Genomic DNA, 20,666 nt, shown 5'->3' with positions numbered 1-20,666 from the left:
CACCATGACTTCATCCCGACACCGCCTGACCCTGTTGATCGGCCTGGCCCTGCTGGTGCTCTCGCCGCTGGCGGCCGCCCAGCAGCCCACCGCGGTGATCGCCGCCCGCGCCAGCCTCGCCGCCTGGTCCGATCCGCTGGAGGCGCTGGGTACCCTGCGCGCCGACGAGAGCGTGACCCTCTCCGCCACCGTCACCGAGACCATCGCCGAGTTGACCTTCGAGGGCGGCGAGCGGGTCGAGGCCGGCGAGCTGCTGGTGCGCCTGGCCGACGACGAACAGCGCGCCGACCTGCGGGTCGCCCAGGCGCTGCGCGACGAGCGACGGAACGCCGTCAACCGGCTCGCCCAGCTGCAGAGCCGCAACCTGGCGCCGCGGGCCGACGTGGAGGATGCCCGGGCCCGCCTGCGCCAGGCCGAGGCGGAGATCCAGGCGCTGGAGGCCCGGCTGGCCGACACTCGCATCCAGGCGCCCTTCGACGGCATCGTGGGCTTTCGCAACGTCAGCGTGGGCACCCTGGTGACCCCCGGCACCGAGCTCGTCACCCTCGACCGTCTCGACGTCATGAAGCTCGACTTCACCCTGCCCGAGCTGGCCCTCGGTCAGATCGCGCCGGGCCTGACACTGACCGCGTCCAGCGCGGCCCTGCCCGGCACTCCCTTCCGGGGCGAGATAGCGAGCATCGGCACGCGAATCGACCCGATCAGCCGCAGCATCACGGTGCGTGCCGAGCTCGCCAACCCGAAGCTCGCGCTGCGCCCCGGCATGCTCATGCAGGTGCGACTCGAGAGCTCGCCCCGCGAGGCGCTGGTGATCCCCGAGGAGGCGCTGATGCCACAAGGGCAACGCCAGTTCGTGCTGACCCTCGAGAGCGACGGCGAGGCCTACCGGGTCGAGGAGCGCGAGGTGCGCATCGGCGCGCGTCGCGAGGGCGAGGTGGAGATCCTCGAGGGACTCGCCGTGGATGACCTGGTGGTCGCCCACGGCACCGAGCGGGTCCGCGACGGCCAGCCGACCCGCCTGCTGGGCATCCTCGACGACGACACTACCGTGCCCCAGCTGCTGCGTCGCAGCCGCGACGCCGCCGAGGTGAACGGCTGATGCGCCTCTCCGACCTGTCCGTCCAGCGCCCGGTACTGGCCGTGGTGATGGCCGCCCTGATCGTCGCCTTCGGCCTGCTGGCCCTGGAGCGGCTGCCGCTCCAGGAGTACCCCGCCATCGACCCGCCGGTGGTCTCCATCGATACCCGCTACCCCGGCGCCTCGGCCAGCATCGTGGAGACCCGCGTCACCCAGGTGCTGGAGGATCGCATCGCCGGGGTGGCGGGGATCGAGGTGATCTCCTCCTCCAGCGAGGACGGCCGCTCCAGCATCAACGTGGAGTTCGGCCTGGACCTGGACATCGACGCGGCCGCCAACGACATCCGCGACCGCATCTCCGGGGCTCGGGGCAACCTGCCCGAGGAGGCCGACCCGCCGGAGGTGCAGAAGGCCGACTCGAGCTCCGAGGTGGTGATCTGGTTCTCGCTGAGCGGTGGGGGCTACGATGTGGCCGAGCTCACCGACTACGCCGACCGCTACCTGGTGGATCGCTTCTCGGTGCTGCCCGGCGTCGCCCAGGTGCGGGTCGGGGGCGGCCGCGAATACGCCATGCGCGTCTGGCTCGATGCCGACGCCCTGGCGGCCCGCGGGCTCACGGTGGGTGACGTCGAGGACGTCCTGCGCGACGAGAACGTCGAGCTGCCCGGCGGCGCCGTGGTCTCCCAGGCTCGCCAGTTCATCGTGCGCCTGCCGAGAAGCTTCGCCACCCCCGAGGACTTCCGCCGGCTGGCGCTCGACGAGGGCGCCGACGGCTACCTGGTCCGCCTGGGCGACGTGGCACGGGTGGAAGTCGGCGCCGTGGAGGAGCGCACCGTCTTTCGCGGTAACGGCGTGCCCATGGTCGGGCTGGGGCTGATGAAGCAGTCCACCGCCAACGTGCTGGAGATCTCAAAGGGCGCCAAGGACGAAATGGAGCGCCTGCAGGGCACCCTGCCCGAGGGCATGGCGCTGTCGCTGAACTTCGACTCCTCGGTGTTCGTCTCCGGCGCCATCGGCCAGGTCGTGCAGACGCTGTTCATCGCCATGGGCCTGGTGGTGGTGGCGATCTTCCTGTTCCTGGGCAACGTGCGCACCACCTTGATCCCGGCCGTGACCGTGCCCATCGCCCTGGTCGGCAGCTTCGCGGCGCTGGCGGTGCTGGGCTTCACCATCAATCTGCTGACCCTGCTGGCCTTGGTGCTGGCCATCGGCTTGATCGTCGATGACGCCATCGTGGTGCTGGAAAACATCCACCGGCGCATGCAGGAGCTCGGCGAGACACCGCTGGTGGCGGCCTTCCGCGGGACCCGCCAGATCGCCTTCGCGGTCATCGCCACCACGCTCGTGCTGGTGGCGGTGTTCGTGCCGCTGAGCTTCCTGCAGGGCGACATCGGCCGGCTGTTCTCGGAGTTCGCCCTCACCCTGGCCGCCGCGGTGGTCATCTCCAGCCTGCTGGCGCTGACCCTGACGCCGATGATGGCCTCGAAGATCCTCAAGGCCGACATGCACGAGGGGCGTCTCGCCCGCGCCGTGCAGTGGGGCCTGGATCGTTCCCGCCAGGGCTATCGCCGGCTGCTCGAACGGGTGCTGGGACTGCGCCTGCTGGTGCTGGCGCTGTTTCTCGGCATCATCGGCGCCATGGTATGGCTCAACGGGGAGCTGCCCAACGAGTACACCCCCAAGGAGGATCGCGGCAACTTCTTCGTGCTGGTCAACGGCCCGCCCGGCGCCACCTACGACTACATGCTCGACTACATGGACGAGATCGAGACCCGCCTGCTGCCGCTCACCGAGCAGGGCGAGGTCGAGCGCATCCTGGTGCGCGCGCCGCGGGGCTGGGGCAACATCGAGAACTTCAACAGCGGCTTCGTCATCGTCACCCTCGCCGACTGGGCAGAGCGCCGCTCGGCCTGGACGATCATGGACGAGATCCGCGGCCGCCTCGCCGACCTGCCCGGCATCCGGGCCTTCCCGGTGATGCGACAGGGCTTCGGCTCGCGGGTCGAGAAGCCGGTGCAGTTCGTGCTCGGCGGCGGCACCTATGAGCAGCTGGCCGAGTGGCGCGACACCCTGCTGGCCCACCTGCGCGAGAACAACCCGCGCCTGACGGGGCTCGACAGCGACTACGAAGAGAACCAGCCGCAGCTGCGCGTGGACATCGACTACACCCGCGCCGCCGCCCTGGGCGTCACGGTCACCGAGATCGGCCGCACCCTGGAGACCCTGCTCGGCGGGCGCACCGTGACCCAGTACGTGGACGACGGCCAGGAGTACGACGTCATCCTCGAGGGAGCCCCCGGTGCCCGGCCGAGCCCGCGATCCCTGGAGAGCATTCGGGTGCGCTCCGACCGCTCGGGCGAGCTGATCCCGCTGGGGAGCCTGGTGACGCTCACGGACTTCGCCGGACCCAGCACCCTGAACCGCTTCAACCGGGTCCGGGCGATCACCATCGAGGCCAACCTGGCGGACGGCTACCCGCTGGGCGAGGCGCTCGCGTACCTGGAGACCACAGTGGACGAGATCCTGCCGCCGGCGGCCCAGACCGACGTCAAGGGCGCCTCGCGGGACTACCAGGAAGCAAGCGGCGCCACCGCCTTCCTGCTGGGACTGGGCATCCTGGTGGTCTTCCTGGTGCTGGCCGGGCAGTTCGAGAGCTTCGTGCATCCCTTCGTGATCATGCTCACCGTGCCCCTGGCGATCTGCGGCGCCCTGCTGGGGCTCTATCTCACCGGACAGTCGTTGAACATCTACAGCCAGGTGGGGCTGGTCATGCTGGTGGGGCTGGCGGCCAAGAACGGCATCCTGATCGTCGAGTTCGCCAACCAGCTGCGCGATCGCGGCATGGCCTTCCACGAGGCCCTGGTGGAGGCCTCGGTGACGCGCCTGCGGCCCATCGTGATGACGGCGGTGACCACCATGGCGGGGGCCGTGCCGCTGATCGTCTCCAGCGGCGCCGGCGCCGAGACCCGCCTGGTGATCGGTACCGTCATCCTCTGCGGCCTGGCCGCGGCCACCCTGTTCACCCTGTTCGTGGTGCCGGTGGCCTACGACCTGCTGGCCCGGCGCACCGGCTCGCCCGGCGATGTCGCCCGGCGCCTGGCCGACGAGATGGGCGAGGAGCCCGCCGCGCACTGAGGTGGATCGATGCCGCCGGGGCACGGCGGCGTCGATCGAGGCTGAAGAATCACGTCAGCGGGTCGGCGCCCGGCGAAGGGCGAGCCCGCGGTTCAGCAGTCGCCAAGGCGCCGACCCTCCACGACGGTGGTCATCTTGAGCTCGCCCGCGGCGGAGTCGACCAGAATGTCGACGTTGCCCTCGACCCGCTCACCGAGGAAATCCATGCGGCCGATGATGCTGGCCTCGCCGCCCTCGGCCCGGCAGACCATGCGATAGTCCATGCCGTCGACCGTGACCTGGTGGTCGAGCAGCTCGCAGCCCTCCTCCTCCTCGATGAAGCTGAACGCCTCGTCCTCGAGGTCGCCCTGGGCGATGCACTCCTGGTAGCTCTCGGTCTGGTCGGGGATCGGCAGGTCCCCGCCGACGGCGGTGGTGCTGGTGAACTCCCACTGGCCGGGCTCGATATTGGGGGCCGCGGCAACGGCCACGAGCGGGGTGACCAGCAGCAGGCTGGCGAGAAGGGGACGAAACGGCATGGGGTGACTCTCCCTGGGAATGGATGATCTGCCAGGCCTTCGGCATCTCCATCAGCATATCCCAATCGGTCCCGCCTCCCAATTGCGCGCGAAAGCCCCCTGACGTCGAGGCGCCTCGCGCCCTCGAGCGTCCCTGGTCGGTCTATCGCCGACTTATCGCCGCTCGCCGCTGAGCTGCGCCGGACGGACACGCGCCTCGTTGAGGCCCAGCCAGGCGGTGAACGCGATCACCACCACGATCGGCCCCAGCATGGCCAGGTTGAGCCCGGTCCATCCCAGTTGCTGCAGCAGGTTGCCCGACAGCAGCGAGCCCGCCGCCACCAGCGAGAAGATCACCAGATCGTTGATGCCCTGTACCTTGCCGCGCTCGGCCTCGACGTGGGTGCTGGCAAGCAGCGTGCTGCCGCCGATGAACAGGAAGTTCCAGCCGACCCCGAGCAGCATCAGCGCCGCCCAGAACTGGGCAAGCCCGGTGCCGGAGGCCGCCAGCAGGCTCGAGGCGGCCAGTATCAAGGTGCCCACCAGCAGGATACAGATCACCCCGAAGCGGGCGATCAGGCCGCCGGTAAAGAAGGAGGGCGCGAACATGCCGAGCACATGCCACTGCATGACGAAGGCCACCTGCCCCATCTCGAAGCCCAGCGCGCGCATCGAGAGCGGCGTGGCGGTCATCACCAGCCCCATGATGGCGTAGCCCGTGGCCGCGGCAATCAGCGCGACCTTGAAGCGCGCCTGGGCGCCAATCTCGGCCATCGGACGGGCGATCTCGTTGGGGCCAGGCTCGCCGCTCGCCGGCACACGCAGGCCGCCGAGCAGCAGCATCGCCACCAGCGCCAGGCCGGCGATCATCAGGTAGGGCCCGCCATCCGGCACCGCGGCGATCCAGTCATTGGTCAGGCTGGCGTTCCAGGGCCCGAGAAAGGCCGCCACCACCCCGCCGGCCAGCACCAGGGAGATGGCCCGGCTGCGAAAGGCCGGGCGAGTCACGTCGACGGCGGCGAAGCGGTAGTACATGGCAAAGCCCTGGTAGCCACCCAGCAGCAGGTTGCCCAGGCAGAACAGCCAGAAGTGCTCGAGGGCGATGGCGGCGAAAGCCACCAGCCCGCCGAGCACGCCGCCGAGCGCCGCCCCGGTCAAGAAGCCGCGCCGGCGCCCTACCCGCTTCATGTAGAGCGAGGCCGGCAGGGTCGCGAGCAGCGTTCCGATCATCATCATGGCGACGGGCAGCGTCGCAAGCCCCGCCGCAGGCGTGAGTCGGTAGCCCACCACCCCGCTCAGGGTCATCACGGTGATGGTGGCGACCATGTAGAGCGTCTGGCTGGCGACCAGGATGGCGACGTTGCGTTTCTCCAGGCGACTGGCAGCCCTCATGGCGACTCCTCGGCGACGATCGATGACCCCGGCAAGCCTATCAGAAAACCGCGCGGCGCCCGTCCCGTGCCTCGCGCCTCTGCCACCGCTGCCACCGCTTCGAGCAAGGCCGTTCAGCATCGACCCGGCCCAGACGACAAAGGGGCACGCCCCTGGCGTGCCCCCGTGCGTCGGCAAGCCACCCGTGGGTGGCGCTGCCTCGCCGTCAGCGCGACATATCGACCACCACGCGACCGCGCACTCGGCCGGCCAGCAGCTCGCCCGCCGTGTCGATGGCCTCGTCCAGGCCGATGGTACGGGTGATCGCCTCCAGCTGCTCCGGCGAGAGCAGCTCGCCGAGCCGGCGCCAGGCCTCGACGCGATCGGCATAGGGGCGCATCACGCTGTCGATCCCGGCGAGGGTCACGCCGCGCAGGATGAAGGGTGCGACGCTGGAGGGCAGGTCCATCCCCTGGGCCAGCCCGCAGGCGGCCACGGCACCACCGTAGCGAGTCGAGGCCAGGACGTTGGCCAGGGTATGGCTGCCCACCGAGTCGATGGCACCCGCCCAGCGCTCCTTGGCCAGGGGGCGCCCGGGCTCGGAGAGCTCCGCCCGGTCGATCACCGACTCGGCGCCGAGTCCCTTGAGGTAGTCCGTCTCCTCGAGGCGCCCGGTGGAGGCCACGACCCGATAACCGAGCCGGGCGAGCAGCGCGATGGCATAGCTGCCCACGCCGCCGTTGGCGCCGGTCACCAGCACCTCGCCCTGCTCGGGCGTCACGCCCTGCTGTTCCAGCGCCATCACCGACAGCATGGCGGTGTAGCCGGCCGTGCCGATGGCCATGGCCTGGCGGGCGCTGAAGGCCGCGGGCTGGGGAATCAGCCAGCGGCTATCCAGGCGCGCCTTCTCGGCCAGCCCCCCCCAGTGCTTCTCGCCTACGCCCCAGCCGTTGAGCAGCACGGCGTCACCCGGCTGGTAGGCATCAGCCGTGGAGCTCTCGACCGTGCCCGCCAGGTCGATCCCCGGCACCATGGGAAACTGGCGCACCACCGGCCCCTTGCCGGTGATCGCCAGGGCGTCCTTGTAGTTGAGGGTGCTGCAGTCGACCCGCACCGTGACGTCGCCGTCCGGCAGGCGGGACTCGTCCAGCGTCTCTACCGCGACCCGCTGCCCGTCGTCGTTCTTGTCGATCAGAATGGCCTTGAACATCGTGCACCTCGTGTTGTTGAACACTTATAGACCGAGCGTCTATCGAATGGCATGAAGCGGCGCCCGCTAGCGGGGCAGCCCCTCCATGTACGTGGTGATGAAGACCTCCAGGGGGCGCGCCCGGCCCTCGAGTCGCGCGCGCATCACCGCACCCTCCCAGCCGATCCAGAAGGCCTCGGCGAGCCGCTCGACGTCGGCGTGATCGGCGAGCTCGCCGGCCGCCTGGGCCTCGTGCAGGCAGCGCGCCAGGCGCTGCTGCCAGTCATCGAGGGTCGCCCGCAGCCACTCCCGATACCCCTCCGGCAGGCCACCGGCCTCCTGGCCCAGGTTGCCGACCAGGCAGCCCCGACGGAAGTCGTGGCGCGCCATGCCGTCGCGGGCCTCGGCGACGAAGGCCTCGATACGCGCCAGCGGCGAGCGCGTGGCGTCGCCCAGGTGGCGATCCAGTTTTCTCGCGAAATAGGCGCCGTAATGCTCCATCACGGCGCGCCCGAACGCCTCCTTGCTCTCGAAGTAGTAGTAGAAGGAGCCCTTGGGGACCCCGACGCGCTTGAGGATGCCGTCGATGCCGGAGACGACGAAGCCCTGTTCGGTGAGCACCTCGGTGCCGCTGCGGATCAGGGCCGCCCGGGTATCCGGGTCGTCGCGCGGCACCCTGGGGGGCCGGCCGCGGCGTGGCTTGGCGGTCGTATTGGTCATGCCATTCAATATAGACCGGCTGTCTATAAAATCAAGCCGAGGCAAGGCGACGCGCCTAGCGCCCCGCGTCTTCCCCTCCCCCGCACACACGAAAGAGGCCAGTCGGCATTCGCCGACTGGCCTCTTCTTCTCTCGATAGCTCGACCTTCAGAAGCTCGACGTCCCGGGTCTCAAGCCGTGGCCCGGACGATCAGGTACCCAGGCCGCCGATCAGCACCACGCCGAGTACCACGACCAGCAGGAACAGAGTCTCCAGCGCCATCAGGATCACCGGCTTCCAGCCCACCACCGCGAGCTTCTGGAACGAGGTCTTGATGCCGAGTGCGGCGATGGCGGTGACCAGGCACCAGCGGGACAGGGTCGACATCCCCTCGTTCACCGCCTCGGGAATCAGCCCCATGCTGTTGACCAGCACCAGCACCACGAAGCCCACCAGGAAGCTCGGCAGCATCGGCACCTTGGTCTCCGCCCCCTCCGCCTGGCGCGAGGCCCGGAACAGCCACATGAAGACCATCACCGCCGGCACCAGCATGGCCACCCGCACCAGCTTGACCAGCGTCGAGATATCGCCGGTCTGCTCGGAGATCATGTAGCCGGCCCCCACCACCTGGGCCACGTCGTGGATGGTGCCGCCGAGGAAGATCCCCGCCTGGGCGTTGGCGAGTTCCAGGGCCCCGGCGATCAGCGGATAGATCACCATCGCCATGGTCGAGAGCGTGGTGACCCCGACCACCGTGAGAATGGTGTTGCGCTCATGGGTCTCATGGCGCGGCATCACCGCCGACAGGGCGAGCGCCGCCGAGGCCCCGCAGATGGCGACGGCGCCGCCAGTCAGCAGCCCGAGATCGCGATCCAGGCCGAGCACCCGAGCCAGCACCGATCCCATGGCGATGACCAGTGCCACGGCCACCACGACGGTGAGCACCGGGCCGATCCCCAGGTCGCCGACCTGGGCGAGGGTCATGCGCGCCCCCAGCAGGGCCACGCCGAGGCGCAGCACGGTGCGGGCGGCAAACTCGATGCCCTGGCGGCAGCGTCCCTCCTCGCTCAGGAAGTGCAGCGACATGCCGAACAGCAGGGCGTAGAGCAGCGTCGGCCCCCCGTAGTGGTCGGCGATGAAGGTGGTGGCAAGCGCAATGGTGACGCACACCAGCAGGCCGCGGCCGATGGGGCTGGCCCGGCGGAGCCGCTCGGCGAGTGGCGTATCGAAGAGCGTGGTTTTCATGTCGCGGTTCTCCTGGTGCCGCTCGCCGGGCGCACGCCCTCTCCCCCCGATCCAACGGACGGGAACAGACAGGCCCGGCGAAGCGGGAAAAGTGGGGGCCGGTATCGTTCTGACCCGTTCGGTCGAGACGGCTAGGGCGTGACGGCCTCGACGCCCTCGGCGGCGGCCACCACCTGCTCGGCCAGCACCCGGACGCTATCCACCACGGGCAGCGAGCCGTCGAGGGCGTCGTCGATGACCGAGAGTTCGGTACAGGCCAGCACCAGCACGTCCGCCCCGCGCGCCTTGAGATCGTCGGCGGCCCGGGCGAAGGCGGCCAGGGTATCGGGATGACGCCCCTGCCCGCGCTTGACGGCGCGAATCACCTCGAGCACCGCGCCCTCGTCCTCGGGGTAGACAAGCGACAGGCCGCGCGCCGCGACGAAGCCCTCGTAGAGGCCGATCCGACGCAGCGCCGGCGAGCAGAGCAGGCCGACCCGAGCCCCGGGGACGCGTCGGGCGACGGTGTCCAGCGTCCGCTCGACGATGTGCCACACCGGGATGTCGACGGCGTCCTGGGCATCCCGCCAGTAGTAGTGAGCGGTGTTGCACGGCATCACCAGGAAGGCGGCGCCGGCCCGCTCGAGGCGCCGCGCCATGGCGGCGATCGCCGGCCCCGGGTTCTCGCCGTCGCCGTCGATCAGCGCCTTGATCCGCGAGGGCACCTTAGGGTTGTTGTCCACCAGCAGGTGCACGTGGTCGATATCGTCCTCGGCGGGCGTGGCGTCGATGACCCGCTGCATGAAGGTCACGGTGGCATCGGGCCCCATGCCCCCCAGCACACCGACCATGGTGTGCGGCTCGTGGGAGGAGGCCTGGCTGTCGCGGTCGTCAGTCGTCATCGTTTGCCTATTCATGGGTGATCAGAAGCCGTGGTTCATGGAGCGTTGTTCAAAGACCGTTGTGCAAAGACCGTTGCGAAAGACCATGCGCAAATACCGGAGTCAGAAGCCCAGTACCGTGGGCAGCCACAGGGTGATCTGGGGGAAGAACGCCAGGATGAGATCGATCACTATCATGGAGCCGACCAGCGGAATGGCACGGACCGAGATGCGCTCGATGGAGACGTTGGCGATGCTCGAGCTGATGAACATGTTCTCGCCCAGGGGCGGCGTGGAGAAGCCGATACCCAGGCTGACCACCAGCACGATCCCGAAGTGGATCGGATCGACGCCCAGCTCGACCATCACCGGCAGCAGCACCGGGGTGACGATCATGATGGTGGCCAGTATCTCGATGAACATGCCGACGATCAGCAGGAAGCCGATCACCAGGATCCAGACCAGCCACAGGCTGTCGGTGATCTCGAGGATGCCCTGGGCGATCATCGCCGGGATGTGATTCTCGACCAGGATGCGACCGAAGGCGGTGGCGGTGAACATGATGATCAGCACCCGCCCGGTCAGCCAGGTGGTGCTCTGGAAGGCCTCGTTAAGCCCGCGCAGCGACGACTCCTTGTGGATGAAGATGCCGACGAACAGGGCATAGAAGATCGAGACCACCGCGGCCTCGGTGGGCGTGAACATCCCGGAATAGATGCCGCCCAGGATCACCACCGGCGCCATGAGCGACCAGAAGCCGTCCTTCAGGACCTTGACGATGCGCTTGAAATCATAGCCCGAGCCCTCGGTCTGGTAGCCGTTGCGCTTGGCGGTGATGTAGTTGGCCACGATCAGGCCCACGCCGAGCATGATGCCCGGGAAGACCCCGGCCATGAACAGCGCCGAGATGGACTCGTTGGCGGTGACGCCGTAGATCACCAGCGGCATGCTGGGCGGGATGACCACCCCGAGCCCGCCGGCGGTGGCGGTGATCGCCGCCGGATAGCTGCGCCCGTAGCCGCGCTCGATCATCGCCGGGATCACCAGCATGCCGACCGCGGCGGTGGTCGCAGGACCGGAGCCCGAGATCGCGCCGAAGAACATGCAGGCCATGACCGCGGCGGCGCCCAGCCCGCCGGCGGCGGGACCCGCCAGCTCCTCGGCGATATGGATCAGGCGCCGGGCGATGCCGGCGTCGCCCATCAGGGCACCGGCCAGGATGAACGAGGGCAGCGCCATGAGCGGAAACGAGTTGATGGCGGTAAAGGCCAGCTCGATCAGCGAGCTGATATCGTCGCCGTTGAGAACGTAGACCGCCATGGAGGCGACCCCGAGGGCCACCACGATGGGCGCGCCGAAGAACAGCAGCGCTCCGAACATGGAAAACAGTACCGTTGCGGCCATGCGGCTTACCCCTTGCCGTTGGAGGACGAGTCGTCAGTGGTGTTGGACCCCCCCTCGGTAATCTTGCTGACTTCCTGCTGTTCCACGTCGCCGGGTTCGATGCCCTTGACCAGCTTCAGGTACTGAACCTGCAGCACGCGAAAGGCCATCAGCACGAAGGCAATGGGGAACACGAAGTAGACGTAGGCCAGAGACCAGCCCAGGGCCGGCGAGTCGTAGGGAAACTCCAGCAGCAGCCCGATCAGGTCCAGGCTCTTCCAGGCCAGCACCAGGCAGAAGCCCACCCAGATCAGGTCGACCAGCAGCAGCAGGGTGTTGGCGACGCGTTTGGGCATCATCTTGATGTGCGTCTGCAAGCGGTTATGAGCCCCCAGGTGGGCCGCATGGGCCGCCCCCAGGAACACGAACCAGATGAATGCGTAGCGCGCCAGTTCCTCGATCCACGCCATGCCGATGCCCAGCGTCACGCGCATGACCACCTGCACGAACAGCAGCACGACGAACACCCCGAGCAGGAAGCGGCAGGCGTAATCCTCGATATGATTGAGCTTGGCTAACACGAAAGCCTCCTTCCCCGATGGGAGTGCGAGAAGCGCGACGGGCCGGGCGACGAGGGGTCGCCCGGCCCGGCCTCACTCAGTGGCCCAATGCCTTCTGCATTTCCTCGAAGGCTTCCTGGCCGCCGATGTCTTCATAGAACTCCGGCCAGACCTGCTCCTTGGCGATGCGCACCCACTCTTCCTCGTCCTCGAGGGTCGAGACCTCGACCCCTTCGGCCTCCATGCCGGCGCGTGCCTTGGAGGCCTCGGTCAGCTGGAACTGCAGCGCGTAGAGCTGCGCCTCGAGACCCGCCCGATCGATGATCGCGCGCTCCTCGTCGGAGAGCTTCTCGTAGGTCCGCACGCCCATCACGATGGGCTGGAGGGAGTACTGGTAGTGAATCTCGGTGAGGTAGTCCTGCACCTCCTGGAACTTCATCGTGTAGTTGACGATGTAGGGGTTGTCCTGGCCGTCGATCACGCCCTGCTGCAGGCCGGTGAAGACCTCCGGCCAGGACATGCTGATCGGGCTGGCGCCCCAGGCTTCGTAGGTGGACAGCATCAGCTCGTTCTGCGGCACCCGCACCTTGAGGCCCTCGATGTCCGCAAGGGTGGTCACGGGGCGCTGGGAGTTGGTGAGGTAGCGGAAGTTGGAATAGAGCCAGCTGACGATGTGCACGCCGGCTTCCTCTTCGGCGATGGCGTTCCAGCGATCCGCCAGGGGACCGGTGGTGGCCTTGACCGCATCGGCATGGCTGCGAATCGCGTAGGGCATGGTCAGGGCGCCGAGGCGCGGCGCATACGGCGTCAGGTTGCCCACGCCCACCAGGGCGAAGTCGAGCTTGCCGATGCGGGTATCCTGGATCATGCCGGTCTCGGAACCGAGCTGGCCGCCGGGGAACAGCTCGACCTGCATCTCACCGCCGGAGAGCGACTCGACCAGCTCCTCGAAGCGCTGCGCCAGGGCCCCCTGGTCGGACTCCATGGGATCGCCCATGCCGACCTTGAATGTCTCGGCCTGAGCGGCATGGGCGGTCAGTGTGGCCAGCACGGCGGAAGCCAAGAGAGTTTTCTTGAACATTGTTGTCACTCCATTCTTCATCGGGTGGGTGCTGCTACTGCGTACGACGCGTATGCACTACTCGGGCGTCGCCTTGTCGGTTGCCTGGTCCATGGCGTCGCCCATCAGCTGGACGATGTCGTCACAGTCTCCTTCGTCGAAGGTCAACGGCAGCCTCAGGTCACACAGCGTGGCCAGGAGGCGATCGGCGTTCGGCAGAGGACGCGTCGCAGAGAGATAGCCCCAGCTGTCGTAGCGGCTGGTGTAATCCTCGGGCTGTGACTTGCCGTACCACTTGAGCGGGATACCACGGGCCTCGCACCCGGCGACGAACCGGGCGATCTCGTCATGGGCCAGCGACGGCAGACGAAACTGGATCGAGCTGCCGACGAAGCCTTCCTTCTCGTGTCGCGGGAGGGTCTGGACCGGGGCCATCTCGGCAAGGCCGGCCTCGAGGCGACGATAGAGCGTGTTCCAGCGCTGCCGACGTGAGGCCAGCTCATCCAGCTGCGGGCGCAGGATCGCCGCGCGCAGATTGTCCATCCGCCCGCTCATGTTGGGCGTCACCAGGCGCGTCTCGCTGAACGTCTCGGCCTCCGGGGCCGCCAGGTGACGGTCGTAGAGCATGTAGGAGCCCGACATGATCACCGCGCGGCGCATCACCTCGGGATCCTCCGTGCTCAAAAGGCCCCCCTCACCGGAGTTGAGGTGCTTGTAGGTCTGGGTGCTGAAGCAGCCCACCTTGCCGAAGGTGCCGCTGGGACGGCCGTCGTAGGAGGCCCCCATGGTGTGGGCGCAGTCCTCGATCAGGGTGATGCCGTGGGCCTCGCAGACCGCCACGATGGCGTCCATGTCGCCGATGTGGCCGCGCATGTGCGAGAGCAGGAAGAAGCGCGCCCCCGTCTCCCGCGCCGCGGCGGCCAGATCATCAGGGTCCACGGTGGTGTCCTCGAGGATATCCACCAGCACCGCCTCGCCGCCCGCGGCGTGGATGCTGCCCGGCACCGGCGAGAGCGTGAAGGCGTTGCACAGCACCGCCTCGCCGCGCTCGAGCCCGCAGGCGCGCAGCGCCAGCTGCAGCGCATAGCCCCCGGAGGCGCAGGCCAGCACGTAGGGCACCCCGAGGCTCGCGGCAAATTCCTGCTCCAGCAAGGCGGTCTCGCCCTTCTCCCCCTCGACCAGGTTGTAGCGATGCAGGCGACCGGTGCGCATCACCGCCACCGCGGCCTCGATCGCCGCCTCGGCGATCGGCTCCTGCTGGGTAAAGGATTTCGGGAAACGGCGCATGGGACCTACCTCAGTAACGCTGCTGGTGATGGACGGGGAAATCCCACTGCTCATCGGGGAAGTACTTGGTCAGGCGCCAGTCGCAGGCCCGGGCGTGCCCTTCCATGCCCTCGACGCGGGAGATGCGCGAGCCCACGGCGCTGAAGGTACGGTTGGCCTCCTCGCTGAGCTGCTGGGTGGTCAGCACCTTCATGAACTTGTGCACGTTCAGGCCACCACTGTAGCGACCGGCCCGCTTGGTCGGCAGGATGTGGTTGGTGCCCGAGCACTTGTCGCCATGGGTGACGGTGCTGCCCTCGCCGAGGAACAGCGAGCCGTAGTTGCTCAGATTCTCCTTCCACCAGTCGAGGTCCTCGCACAGCACCTGCAGGTGCTCGCAGGCGTAGCGATCGCTCACCTCGACGACCTCCTCGCGGGTGTCGCCCAGGATCACCTCGCCGTGGTCGCGCCAGGCGGCGTGGATGACATCGGCGTTGGGCATGTCGTCGGCGACCTTGGGCACCAGCTCGATGACCTTCTGGCCCAGCGCCTCGCTGGTGGTGAACAGCCACACCGGCGAGTTGGTGCCGTGCTCGGCCTGGGAGACCAGGTCGACGGCGATGGTCATCGGGTCGGCGGAGTCGTCAGCGATCACCGCCGATTCGGTCGGGCCGGCGAAGACGTCGATGCCGACCTGGCCGAACAGCAGGCGCTTCGCCTCGGCCACGTAGGCGTTGCCCGGGCCGACCAGGATGTCGGCCTCACGCCCGCCGAACAGGCCGAAGGCCATGCTCGCCATGGCGTGAACGCCGCCCATCTCGAGGATCATGTCGGCGCCGGCCACGTGCAGGGCATAGACCACCGCCGGGTTGATGCTGTCGCCGCGGGGCGGGGAGCAGGCCACCACGTGGGGCACACCGGCGGCCTTGGCGGTCGCCACGCTCATCAGCGCCGAGGCGGCATGGGCATAGCGGCCGCCGGGAATGTAGCAGCCGGCACAGTCGACCGGCAGGATTCGCTGGCCGAGCAGCACGCCGGGCTCGGTCTCGATCTCGAAGGAGGTCATGCTGTCGCGCTGCGCCTCGGCGAAGCGGCGGATCTGGCGATGGGCGAAGTCGATATCGTCCTTGACCGACTGCGGCACGCCGTCGATGAGGCGCTGTCGCTTCTCGTCGCTGAGGACGAAATCGTCGGTCCAGCCGTCGAACTTCTCGGCGTACTCACGCACGGCCGGCTCGCCACGCTCGCGAATGTCGTCGAGCATCTGGCGCACCGCGGTGGTGACCCGTTGATCCTCGGCGGCAACGCCCTCGGCGCCCTCCGCCGTCTTGAGATGTCGAATTGTCATTGTGTTCTCCGCAATGGCGCTAACGGCTCAGATCTCTGATGAATCCCCCGGGGCGCGCCCCGGGGACGACGTCTCGGCCCCCTCGCGGCCAGCGAATGGCCGGAGGCCTGCCATCACGCCTGGTAGTCGGGGAAACCGAAGGCATCGGGGTAGCCGAACAGGGCCACGCTGCCGCCGGTGTGCAGGAACACCACGTTCTCGCCTTCCTTGAAATGGCCCTTGCGGATCAGGTCGATCAAGCCCGCCATGCCTTTGCCAGAGTAGACGGGGTCGAGCAGGATGCCCTCTTGGCGAGCCATCAGCGTGACGGCCTCGACCATGCTCTCGGTGGGGATGCCGTAGCCCTCGCCGACGTAGTCGCAGTTGGCCACCACGTCCTCGCGAGATACCACGCCGGAGAGCCCGAGCTTGGCCTCGGTCTTCTGAGCCAGCGCGAAGACGTTGGCCTCCTGCTTGTCCTTGGGCGCGCGCACGCCGACGCCGAGCACCGGGATGCCCGAGTTGCAGGCGGCGAGGCCCGTGACGAGGCCGGCCTGGGTGCCGGCGCTGCCGGTGGCGTGCACCAGGTGATCGATCTGCAGGCCCATCTCGTTGGCCTGGGCCAGCAGCTCCAGGGCGGCGTTGACGTAGCCCAGGGCGCCGATCTCGTTGGAGCCGCCGCCGGGAATGATGTAGGGGGTCTTGCCCTCGCCCTTCAGCCTCTCGGCCAGGGTCTCCATCTCGGCTGCCATGTCGGTGCCACCGGGGCGCTTCTCGACGCTGGCGCCGTGCAGCTGGTCGAGGAAGACGTTGCCGTTGTAGTTGTAGGCCGGGTCGTGGCTGCCGGTGCGATCCTCGAGCAGGATGTGGCAACCGAGGCCCAGCTTGCAGGCCGCCGCGACGGTCTGGCGGGCGTGGTTAGACTGGGTCGCGCCCTGGGTGATGATGGTGTCGGCGCCCTTCTCCAGGGCATCGGCCATCAGGAACTCGAGCTTGCGGGTCTTGTTGCCGCCGGTGGAGAGCCCCGTGCAGTCGTCGCGCTTGACCCACAGGCGCGGTCCGCCGAGCAGACGGCTCAGGTTGTCCATCGGCTCAAGGGGCGTCGGCATATGGCCGAGGCGGACACGGGGAAAGCGGGAAAGATGCATACGAGCCTCCAGGCGAGTAATTTGTTGTGGCATAAGCGTGCTCTCGAAATGAGACGGTCAACGGGCCGGCGAACCCTGGTTCACCGCCGACCGGTCTGTCCTAAAACTAATACCTGCACGCCGATGCGGACCAATGCCAAGATGCTCGTGAACGGTTACTTTTTTGCATACGCCACAGATACCACTGAACCGGCATTGATCCCTGGAAGATTGTGATGAAGATTGAGTGGATTGAAGACTTTCTTGCGCTGATCGAGGCGGGCACCTTCTCCCAGGCCGCGGAGATGCGGCACGTCACCCAGCCGGCCTTCTCGCGACGCATCCGCCAGCTGGAGGAGTGGCTGGGGGTCGAACTGATCGATCGCCACTCGACGCGTCTCGCCCTCACGCCCCATGCGCGGGCCTACGAGCCGTCGATGCGCGACTGGCTGGCACGCCTCTACGCCATGCGCAGCCGCATTCGGGCGGATGCCCTGCACGGCCCCCGGGCGATCCTGACCACCCAGCACACCCTCACCGTGAGCTACCTCCCCCGACTGCTACGTCACTTCCGTCAGCAGGCGCCCGAGGCGCGCCTGCAGGTCAGGTCGTCGGATCGCAGCGACTGTATTCGCCACTTCCAGCGCGGCGAGGCCGACCTGCTGCTGTGCAGCGAGCTCGAGGGCGCGCCGCTGTTTCTGGATCGCGAGGAGATCGAGCGCGTCCCGCTGGGCGTGGAGCAGCTGATTCCCATCTGCGCCGCCGACCAGCATGGCCACCCCCTGTTCGATCTCGGGGGCAAGGCGCACCTGCCGCTGATCGGCTACGAGGCGGACAGCTTCCTCGGCGGGGTGCTGGCCAGCCCCTACCTGCTCGACCTCCAGCGCCGCTTCGATACCGAGCTGGTGTGCGAGACCTCGTTCACGATCGGCATTCGCGAGCTGGCCCTGGCGGGCCTGGGGATCGGCTGGCTGCCGCATGGCCTGATCGAGGAGGACCTGATGGCGGGCCGGCTGGTCTCGCTGCGGGACCTGCTGGGCGGCCCGAAGCTGGTCGTGGCCTGCTATCGCCAGCCCGACGTCGAGTCCACGTCGCTTGAGACCCTGTGGCAGCTGATGCACGACCGGCCACCGACGATATGAGCGCGGCGGGAAGGCTCGGCGCCATGGGCCGAGTGCGATAAGCTAGTGAGTACTAACCATCACCGATCGCGCGGCGCCTGGGCGCCGCGCCGTCCGAGGAGGCATCATGAGCCATGGTATCCGTCGCATCCTCTGCTGTGTGGGGCTGAAGATCGACTGCAACCCGGTGCTGGCACAGGCGGTGGGGCTGGCGGTGGCCACCGGCGCCGAGCTGGAGGTGCTGCACGCGGTCAAGTCGCTGTCCGATGACGTCGTCAACACGCTCAGGGTCAATATCCCGGATCGGGAGATCCTCGAGACCCTGCGGGCGCAGCGCCTCAAGGAGGCCGGTGAAGTACTGGATGCGAAGATTGAGACCTTCTGGGCCGGCCACCCCGAGCTGCGTGACGCCTTCGGTGCCCGCGAGATGAAGCGCAGCGTGCTGGAGGGCTATCCGGCCTCGGTGATCACCGACTTCGCCCATCGCCGCGGCAGCGACATGATCGTGATGGCGGCCAACAAGCGCAGCTTCTCGGCCACCTATGCGGGCAAGATCACCAAGGGCGTGATCAAGCGCTCCCACGTGCCGGTGGTGGTGGTACCGCCGCGTCGCGACTGACCCTCGGCAGCGACAGGGTGAAGGTGGTGCCGCGCTCGGCGCTGCTCTCGACGCCCACCTCCCCGCCGTGCCACTGGGCGATCGAGCGCACGATGGCAAGCCCCAGCCCGCCGGAATCGACCGAGCCGGTGCGCGCGGGGTCGCAGCGATAGAAGCGCTCGAACACCCGCGACAGATCATCGGGCGCGATGACGTCACCCTGGTTCTGCACGCGCAGCTCGACCCGCTCCGCCGTGGTCAGGGTGCTGACGCGGATCGGCGTGCCGCTGCGGCCGTGGCGCAGGGCATTGGCCAGCAGGTTGGCCAGCGCCCGGCGCAGCAGCTCGCAGTTGGCCTCGACGCTGCCGCTGGCGTGATGGATCAGCTCGCGCCTGTCCTCTTCCGCCATGCCCTCGAAATACTCGCAGAGCTGCTCGACCAGCAGGCCCAGGTCGACTATCTCGAGGGGGATCTCCTTCGAAGGATTCTCGGTGCGCGCCAGCAGCAGCATGCTGTCGATCATGCGTGACAGCCGCTCGTACTCCTCGATGTTCGACTCCAGCAACTGCCGATACTCCTCGGCGCTGCGCTCCCGGCGCAGGGTGTGCTGCGTCTGGCCCAGCAGGTTGGTCAGCGGCGTGCGCATCTCGTGGGCCATGTCCGCGGAGTAGCGGGCAAGCTGCGAGAAGCCCTCCTCCAGGCGATCGAGCATTCGATTGAGCCCCAGGCTCAGGGCGCCGATCTCCTGGGTCTCGCCCTCGTCATTGAGGCGCCGATCCAGGTGGCGCACGTCGATACGGTTGGCCTGCTCGGCCAGGCGGCGCAGCGGTCGCAGCCCCCGCCGGCTCACCCCCCACCCCAGCAGGAAGGCCAGCAGCGCGCCCGCGGCCAGGGCCAGCCACAGCCGCAGCCGGTAGGCCGCCAGCATCTGCCGGCGCTCGTCGAGCAGCTTGCCGGCCACCAGTGTCAGCGGCCGGCCGCCCTGCTCCAGGGTCTGCCAGGCCAGGCGTGCCGGGATCGCACCGGACACGTCGTCGAGGCGCACCTCGTCGCTTGCCGGCAGGTCGGGCACCGGCAGGCGCCCCGGATTGACCTCGATCAGCACCTCGCCCCGGGCGTCGAGGATCCACAGCAGGCTGTCGCGGTTGCCGAGCATGTTGGCATAGAGCTGGGGGCGCTGACGCAGCGCGGCGACGCTCTCGCCGTCGTCGAGCAACGCCTCCATGCGCTCCAGGCGCCCGCGCAGCATCTGATCGTCGCGCCAGGCGATTTCCCGATTCAGCGAGTGATAGAGGTAGGCGCCGATGCTGCCCAGCAGCAGCACGCTGACCAGGGCAAACAGCAGTGCCAGGCGCGCCGCCAGGGAGTTGAGCGTCGGCATCAGGAGCGGTCCTCGAGCACGTAGCCCATGCCGCGCTCGGTGTGGATCAGCTTGGGGGTGTAGGGATCGTCGACCTTGGCGCGCAGCCGGCGCACGGCCACTTCCACCACGTTGGTGTCGCTGTCGAAGTTCATCTGCCAGACCCGTGACGCGATGTAGGTGCGCGACAGCACCTCCCCTTCGCGGTCGAGGAACAGCTCCAGCAGCGCGAACTCCTTGTTGGTCAGCGCGATGCGCTCGCCCTGGCGCGTCACCCGGCGGCGCAGCACGTCCATCTCCAGGTCGGCCACGCGGAAGTGCTCGGTCTCGCGGGGCGGGCCGCGGCGCAGCAGGGTGCGCACCCGCGCCAGCAGCTCGACGAAGGAGAACGGCTTGACCAGGTAGTCATCGGCACCCAGCTCGAGCCCCTTGACGCGATCCTCCACCGCATCGCGCGCGGTCAGGAAGAGCACCGGCACCTGGCTGCGGCGACGGATCAACTGCAGCAGCTGCCAGCCGTCCAGGCCCGGCAGCATCACGTCGAGGATGACCAGGTCGAACTCCCCCTCCGTGAACAGATGCTGGGCGTCGAAGCCGTCACGCGCCACCTCGACGCGATACCCCGACTCGCTGAGCCCCTTGCACAGGTAGTCAGCGGTCTTCTGTTCATCCTCTACGACCAGGATACGCATACCGCCCCTCCGCGAAATCGCCACAGAGTAGCCGGACCCGGCCCCCTTGCCCATTACAAAGCTGTAATCCTGCCGTCAGGTGATTGACGAGGCCTGGG

General features: G+C 68.3%; 18 protein-coding genes. 4 read left to right on the top strand and 14 right to left on the bottom strand.

Annotation, left to right across the window (positions count from 1 at the left end; translation table 11 throughout):
- The first annotated feature begins 4 nt into the window (after positions 1-4).
- A complete protein-coding gene (locus ABE957_RS04615) occupies positions 5-1,099 on the top strand; it encodes an efflux RND transporter periplasmic adaptor subunit (protein WP_349757504.1) in 1,095 nt (364 codons plus the stop codon).
- Positions 1,099-4,212: an efflux RND transporter permease subunit gene (locus tag ABE957_RS04610; protein ID WP_349757503.1), complete on the top strand. Its 3,114-nt coding sequence runs from the start codon at positions 1,099-1,101 to the stop codon at positions 4,210-4,212. Before ABE957_RS04615 ends, ABE957_RS04610 begins: the two co-directional genes overlap by 1 nt.
- Before the next feature lie 92 nt (positions 4,213-4,304).
- Here ABE957_RS04610 and ABE957_RS04605 read toward each other — a convergent pair whose 3' ends face one another.
- The 12 genes from ABE957_RS04605 to cuyA form a co-directional block, all read right to left on the bottom strand.
- On the bottom strand, positions 4,305-4,730 hold the full coding sequence (locus tag ABE957_RS04605; protein WP_349757502.1) for a DUF3617 domain-containing protein: 426 nt from the start codon (positions 4,728-4,730) through the stop codon (positions 4,305-4,307).
- A gap of 153 nt (positions 4,731-4,883) precedes the next feature.
- Complete coding sequence (locus ABE957_RS04600; protein WP_349757501.1) at positions 4,884-6,101, bottom strand: MFS transporter; 1,218 nt, start codon at positions 6,099-6,101, stop codon at positions 4,884-4,886.
- Positions 6,102-6,306: 205 nt separating this feature from the next.
- A complete protein-coding gene (gene acuI, locus ABE957_RS04595) occupies positions 6,307-7,290 on the bottom strand; it encodes an acrylyl-CoA reductase (NADPH) (RefSeq protein ID WP_349757500.1) in 984 nt (327 codons plus the stop codon).
- A 66-nt stretch (positions 7,291-7,356) separates the two neighbouring features.
- On the bottom strand, positions 7,357-7,989 hold the full coding sequence (acuR, locus tag ABE957_RS04590; protein WP_349757499.1) for an acrylate utilization transcriptional regulator AcuR: 633 nt from the start codon (positions 7,987-7,989) through the stop codon (positions 7,357-7,359).
- A 190-nt stretch (positions 7,990-8,179) separates the two neighbouring features.
- Positions 8,180-9,214, bottom strand: coding sequence for a YeiH family protein (locus ABE957_RS04585; RefSeq protein ID WP_349757498.1), 1,035 nt, complete (start codon positions 9,212-9,214; stop codon positions 8,180-8,182).
- Between the two features lie 131 nt (positions 9,215-9,345).
- Positions 9,346-10,095 (bottom strand): cysteate racemase, encoded by a 750-nt coding sequence (cuyB, locus tag ABE957_RS04580; protein ID WP_349757497.1) that lies wholly within the window; start codon positions 10,093-10,095, stop codon positions 9,346-9,348.
- Between the two features lie 102 nt (positions 10,096-10,197).
- Entirely contained in the window at positions 10,198-11,478 is a 1,281-nt protein-coding gene (locus ABE957_RS04575) for a TRAP transporter large permease (RefSeq protein WP_349757496.1), read from the bottom strand.
- Positions 11,479-11,483: 5 nt separating this feature from the next.
- The gene (locus ABE957_RS04570) at positions 11,484-12,038 is read right to left on the bottom strand and encodes a TRAP transporter small permease (protein ID WP_349757495.1); all 555 of its coding nucleotides are present in this window, start codon (positions 12,036-12,038) and stop codon (positions 11,484-11,486) included.
- A 76-nt stretch (positions 12,039-12,114) separates the two neighbouring features.
- Complete coding sequence (locus ABE957_RS04565; RefSeq protein ID WP_349757494.1) at positions 12,115-13,098, bottom strand: TRAP transporter substrate-binding protein; 984 nt, start codon at positions 13,096-13,098, stop codon at positions 12,115-12,117.
- Between the two features lie 57 nt (positions 13,099-13,155).
- The gene (locus ABE957_RS04560; protein ID WP_349757493.1) at positions 13,156-14,364 is read right to left on the bottom strand and encodes a DegT/DnrJ/EryC1/StrS family aminotransferase; all 1,209 of its coding nucleotides are present in this window, start codon (positions 14,362-14,364) and stop codon (positions 13,156-13,158) included.
- A 10-nt stretch (positions 14,365-14,374) separates the two neighbouring features.
- Positions 14,375-15,691, bottom strand: a complete 1,317-nt coding sequence (hisD, locus tag ABE957_RS04555; protein WP_349757492.1) for a histidinol dehydrogenase — start codon at positions 15,689-15,691, stop codon at positions 14,375-14,377.
- Positions 15,692-15,804: 113 nt separating this feature from the next.
- Positions 15,805-16,818: a D-cysteate sulfo-lyase gene (gene cuyA / locus ABE957_RS04550; RefSeq protein WP_349757491.1), complete on the bottom strand. Its 1,014-nt coding sequence runs from the start codon at positions 16,816-16,818 to the stop codon at positions 15,805-15,807.
- A gap of 215 nt (positions 16,819-17,033) precedes the next feature.
- Here cuyA and ABE957_RS04545 point away from each other — a divergent pair, with 215 nt between their 5' ends.
- Both ABE957_RS04545 and ABE957_RS04540 read left to right on the top strand, forming a co-directional pair.
- Complete coding sequence (locus ABE957_RS04545) at positions 17,034-17,939, top strand: LysR substrate-binding domain-containing protein (RefSeq protein ID WP_349757490.1); 906 nt, start codon at positions 17,034-17,036, stop codon at positions 17,937-17,939.
- Positions 17,940-18,045: 106 nt separating this feature from the next.
- Entirely contained in the window at positions 18,046-18,537 is a 492-nt protein-coding gene (locus tag ABE957_RS04540; protein WP_349757489.1) for a universal stress protein, read from the top strand.
- Here the strand turns inward: ABE957_RS04540 and ABE957_RS04535 are convergent.
- Complete coding sequence (locus ABE957_RS04535; protein ID WP_349757488.1) at positions 18,488-19,897, bottom strand: heavy metal sensor histidine kinase; 1,410 nt, start codon at positions 19,895-19,897, stop codon at positions 18,488-18,490. The genes ABE957_RS04540 and ABE957_RS04535 overlap by 50 nt on opposite strands.
- Positions 19,897-20,568, bottom strand: a complete 672-nt coding sequence (locus ABE957_RS04530) for a heavy metal response regulator transcription factor (RefSeq protein ID WP_349757487.1) — start codon at positions 20,566-20,568, stop codon at positions 19,897-19,899. Before ABE957_RS04530 ends, ABE957_RS04535 begins: the two co-directional genes overlap by 1 nt.
- Positions 20,569-20,666: the final 98 nt, after the last annotated feature.

Source organism: Halomonas pelophila (assembly GCF_040196315.1).
GTDB classification, from domain to species: Bacteria; Pseudomonadota; Gammaproteobacteria; order Pseudomonadales; family Halomonadaceae; genus Halomonas; species Halomonas pelophila.
The sequence above is the reverse complement of the archived record's forward strand: the minus strand, read 5'-3'. Positions and strand labels throughout refer to the sequence as shown.

Excerpts from the sequence above, each read along its gene's own strand:
- ABE957_RS04545 (WP_349757490.1), top strand. The coding sequence starts at position 17,034 with ATGAAGATTGAGTGGATTGAAGACTTTCTTGCGCTGATCGAGGCGGGC.
- ABE957_RS04530 (WP_349757487.1), bottom strand. The coding sequence starts at position 20,568 with ATGCGTATCCTGGTCGTAGAGGATGAACAGAAGACCGCTGACTACCTG.
- ABE957_RS04575 (WP_349757496.1), bottom strand. The coding sequence starts at position 11,478 with ATGGCCGCAACGGTACTGTTTTCCATGTTCGGAGCGCTGCTGTTCTTC.
- cuyA (WP_349757491.1), bottom strand. The coding sequence starts at position 16,818 with ATGCATCTTTCCCGCTTTCCCCGTGTCCGCCTCGGCCATATGCCGACG.
- ABE957_RS04535 (WP_349757488.1), bottom strand. The coding sequence starts at position 19,897 with ATGCCGACGCTCAACTCCCTGGCGGCGCGCCTGGCACTGCTGTTTGCC.
- acuR (WP_349757499.1), bottom strand. The coding sequence starts at position 7,989 with ATGACCAATACGACCGCCAAGCCACGCCGCGGCCGGCCCCCCAGGGTG.
- cuyB (WP_349757497.1), bottom strand. The coding sequence starts at position 10,095 with ATGACGACTGACGACCGCGACAGCCAGGCCTCCTCCCACGAGCCGCAC.
- hisD (WP_349757492.1), bottom strand. The coding sequence starts at position 15,691 with ATGACAATTCGACATCTCAAGACGGCGGAGGGCGCCGAGGGCGTTGCC.
- ABE957_RS04610 (WP_349757503.1), top strand. The coding sequence starts at position 1,099 with ATGCGCCTCTCCGACCTGTCCGTCCAGCGCCCGGTACTGGCCGTGGTG.
- ABE957_RS04540 (WP_349757489.1), top strand. The coding sequence starts at position 18,046 with ATGAGCCATGGTATCCGTCGCATCCTCTGCTGTGTGGGGCTGAAGATC.
- ABE957_RS04605 (WP_349757502.1), bottom strand. The coding sequence starts at position 4,730 with ATGCCGTTTCGTCCCCTTCTCGCCAGCCTGCTGCTGGTCACCCCGCTC.
- ABE957_RS04600 (WP_349757501.1), bottom strand. The coding sequence starts at position 6,101 with ATGAGGGCTGCCAGTCGCCTGGAGAAACGCAACGTCGCCATCCTGGTC.
- ABE957_RS04565 (WP_349757494.1), bottom strand. The coding sequence starts at position 13,098 with ATGTTCAAGAAAACTCTCTTGGCTTCCGCCGTGCTGGCCACACTGACC.
- acuI (WP_349757500.1), bottom strand. The coding sequence starts at position 7,290 with ATGTTCAAGGCCATTCTGATCGACAAGAACGACGACGGGCAGCGGGTC.
- ABE957_RS04560 (WP_349757493.1), bottom strand. The coding sequence starts at position 14,364 with ATGCGCCGTTTCCCGAAATCCTTTACCCAGCAGGAGCCGATCGCCGAG.
- ABE957_RS04585 (WP_349757498.1), bottom strand. The coding sequence starts at position 9,214 with ATGAAAACCACGCTCTTCGATACGCCACTCGCCGAGCGGCTCCGCCGG.
- ABE957_RS04615 (WP_349757504.1), top strand. The coding sequence starts at position 5 with ATGACTTCATCCCGACACCGCCTGACCCTGTTGATCGGCCTGGCCCTG.